This window comes from Alteromonas sp. AO-Serp, assembly GCF_017849675.1.
GTDB lineage: Bacteria > Pseudomonadota > Gammaproteobacteria > Enterobacterales > Alteromonadaceae > Alteromonas > Alteromonas macleodii.
Map to the genome: position 1 here is coordinate 1 of NZ_JAFLMX010000127.1, position 3,631 is coordinate 3,631.

A 3,631-nucleotide genomic window follows, 5' to 3' on the forward strand; every position below is an offset into this window, starting at 1 on the left:
GCCTACGTTGATAATAAGATCGGCACGCTCTATTGCCCTGTGTACAAAGTCACCGTCAGACAGAGCAGTATTCCCTGCAAAGCGCGGGTCGCTTTCGTATAGTACCCCTATCCCCATATGGGTGGTAACAAATGGAATGCAGGTTTTATCAACAAACTCCCTGAGCATTTTCGCTGTTAGCTTTCTGTTTGCTCCGGCGCCAATCAATAACAAAGGAGATTGAGCCTCTTCTATCATTGTAATGGCAGAAGCGATTGCTTTATATTCGGCGATGGGTCTACGCGTTCTACTGGGTGTTAAAAGCTGCGCATTCGTTTGCTCCGCTGCAATATCTTCAGGCAATTCTAAGTGCACTGCGCCAGGGCGCTCTTCTGACGCCAGTCGGAAAGCCTCTCGAACGGTAGAAGGTATTCGGTCTCCACTTACTATTTGATTGGTGAATTTGGTAATGGGCCGCATCATGTCCACGATATCGATAACTTGAAAGCGACCTTGCTTGCTGGTTTTGATTGGCTTTTGCCCCGTTATCATCAACATTGGCATCGCGCCTAACTGAGCATAGGCTGCGGGCGTAACTAAATTAGTGGCACCAGGCCCTAAGGTCGAAAGGCACACTCCCACTTTTCCGGTAAGCCTGCCGTAAGTAGCAGCCATAAAACCAGCACCTTGCTCGTGACGCGTCAGCACCAGCTTAATGGAGGACTCGCGCAACGACTCAAGTAAGTCTAGGTTTTCTTCGCCTGGGATACCAAAGACGTACTCCACGCCTTCTGCTTCTAACGCTTTCACAAATAAGTCGGACGCTTTCATGTGCTGCACGCTCCTTGTAATTTGAGCAGGAAATAAAGTTATTCTTAGTTGTGCTACGAAACAATGCTGCGAATGGGTTTACTGTGCGTAATAAAATGCCCGTAGCTAACGGGCATGTTAAAAAATAGTGTATAGGAGAGAAAAAGGAAGTCTAATCACTGATTATTATGCGCTTGTATGCGAGCAAAGAACCATCTTCGTTTTGAGACACACTGAATGTATATTCATTGTAGTCACTGCCAAACACTGTATCTTGCCCCAGCAACGTGTCTGGCTCACCCCGGTGACTGTAGTCGGGATGATTGGTACAAATGTCTTGGCAAAAGCTATCGGAAAAGCCAAATTGAGAAACCAATTGATCAGTATTGTTGCGACGTATACGAAAATGGATGTGGATAGCTCGGCTGCTGTACCAGCCGGGAAAACAGCTTTTTAGGTTTATTCTTCCGCTAGCATCTGTCACCGCAATACCTCTGAACCACTTCGCACGTAATGCATCCGCCTCATTTCCCGTGCAAAATGCCGAATTAAATCCTCTGGCATCGGCACTATCACTGGTATCTCCTGAATAAACGCCATCTACATCGCAATGCCATACTTCAATTTCATAACCCGATAGGGGATTGCAGGCTTCATCAATTAACTGCAGACACAACATCATCGGCAAACCTGTTTGCTCATATGATATGTCGTCAATATAGTCACTTTGAAAATAGCACGGGCCTTCCGTTTGAGAACCTGTGAGAGCCACACTGCATACAGAAGCAGTGTCAAATAAACTATCGTCTGGAAAATCTGATGTCATAGCTGACGTGCCACCGCTTGCCCAACCGTCAAAATCTTCGTCTGATCCTGCATTTGAGTCGGTGTCGTTATTGGAAGATGAGGAGTTAGATGCTGTGGAACTGTCAGAGGTGGAATTGGAACCTCCACACCCCCACAATCCGATAGCAATAGGAGCCAATGTAAGTCCTACCGCAGTTTTCATAAAGCGGCGTCGCTTGAGCGGCTTTTCCGTTAGTTTGTTTGATGTCATCGTATATTGCCCTTGGTTGTCTTTGCAAAAAAGACATTTAGCTAAAGGACAAGGTTCTCTTATTTACTCAAGATTTACGTAGCTTTACACAGTAAATAAGCAAAAGTGGAAAAAACGCAGGCATTTGGGTCACTAAACCTAGGTTATTCAGCACTCCATTCGGATAGCACCCTCTGTGTGACTTTATCTACTTCATGTTTGTTTTCGCTTATCCACCAGCGTTCCATGATACGGACATTTTTCTGATTGGCTTTATAAAATATGTCCGCGATGTCGCCAACAAATGGGATAAAACCCAAGCCAAAATCGATGGCTGAGTTTTTTACCATTTGAGCTATTAACGCTTTGGGCATACCCAATGATTTTCCCAGCCAAACTATTCGAAGTGAAACGAAGAGCATCAGCGCGTCACCGGCTCCAGGAATAAGGCCCACGATTGAATCCAAGCCTATTCTTATTGGGATAAAAGGGAGCTTTACAGCAGTATCCAGCAAGTTCGCCAGTTTTTGCGCTTTAAGTAGTGCCTTTGGTGCTTTGCCTTCCACGACCTTTTCTCCCTTTTATATAATCAATGTCCCACCAAGGGTGACTTCCCTATTGGTTTCTCTCGAAACGTTTACTGTCAGCTTTTCAAACGCTACTTTTCAGCGCCTAGCGCTCTTGCTAAGCCTGCACGCAAACCATTGTCCGATTCTACCGTCCAACCATGTAAATTTTCTCGCACTATGTCAAAGAGCACATCAATGTGTTCTTCATCACTGTTTAATGCCGCTATGTATTCATAGCGTTCACCACCCGCTTCCATAAAGTATTCACGATTCTCTTCACCAATTTCTTCAATAGTTTCCAAGCAATCGGCTGAGAAGCCAGGACACATAACCTGAATGGATTTCACCCCTTTTTCAGGTAAAGACTTTAATGTTTCATCTGTATACGGTTTCAACCACTCTTCTCGACCAAAACGAGACTGGAAAGTTGTCATATATTCGTCGTGTGAAAGGCCAAGTTTCTCGGCAAGCAAGCGCGACGTTTTGTGGCACTCGCAGTGATAGGGATCACCATTCATTAAATAGCGCTTGGGAATACCGTGGTAAGACAAGATTAACTTATCCGCTCTTCCATGGGTTTCCCAATGCGCTTTTACTTTGTTAGCCAGCGCGGTGATGAAATTATCGCGGTCGTGGTAGTGATTCACGAAGCGAAGTTCTGGTAGCCAACGGCGAGAAGTGAAATCCTTAGCGATAGCATCAAATGTAGAACCAGTTGTCGACGCGCTGTATTGAGGGTAAAGCGGTAAAACGACGAGTTTACGTACACCTTTTGCCAACATGGACTCAATGGTGTCGCCAATGGCGGGCTTTCCGTAGCGCATGGCAAAATCAACAATTACGTCATCGCCATATTGAGCTTTACAGCGCTCAGCAATAGCTGATGCTTGCGCTTTTGTGATTGCCATAAGCGGAGAGCCTTCTTCCGTCCACACTGTGGAATACGCCTCTGCCGAACGCTTGGGGCGAAAGTTTAGAATAATGCCATTTAATACAAACCACCAAATTGCTTTTGGCACTTCGACCACGCGAGGGTCTGAAAGAAACTCTTTTAAATAAGGGCGTAGCGCCTGCTTTGTTGGCGCTTCTGGCGTACCCAAATTTGTTACTAATACGCCTATTTTATCTGGTTGCCCGTGAGTAAAACCTTTGTTCGATTTGTATTTCATGTATTCATAGTCCGAGAAGTACTGCGCTATATCCGTATTATACTGAATTACCTTAGATTATGATCTGC

The 3,631-nt window shown here is 45.3% G+C and carries 4 protein-coding genes; all 4 read right to left on the minus strand.

Annotated elements, in window-relative coordinates; genetic code table 11:
• Nucleotides 1-810 (minus strand): thiamine pyrophosphate-binding protein (locus tag QVA83_RS09555; protein WP_287498398.1); only part of this gene is annotated, 810 nt, incomplete at its 3' end.
• Nucleotides 811-961: 151 nt separating this feature from the next.
• Nucleotides 962-1,846 (minus strand): dioxygenase family protein, encoded by an 885-nt coding sequence (locus tag QVA83_RS09560; RefSeq protein ID WP_287498399.1) that lies wholly within the window; start codon nucleotides 1,844-1,846, stop codon nucleotides 962-964.
• A gap of 143 nt (nucleotides 1,847-1,989) precedes the next feature.
• Nucleotides 1,990-2,391 (minus strand): DUF4112 domain-containing protein, encoded by a 402-nt coding sequence (locus QVA83_RS09565; protein ID WP_039221816.1) that lies wholly within the window; start codon nucleotides 2,389-2,391, stop codon nucleotides 1,990-1,992.
• Between the two features lie 92 nt (nucleotides 2,392-2,483).
• The gene (gene hemH, locus QVA83_RS09570; RefSeq protein ID WP_287498400.1) at nucleotides 2,484-3,563 is read right to left on the minus strand and encodes a ferrochelatase; all 1,080 of its coding nucleotides are present in this window, start codon (nucleotides 3,561-3,563) and stop codon (nucleotides 2,484-2,486) included.
• Nucleotides 3,564-3,631: the final 68 nt, after the last annotated feature.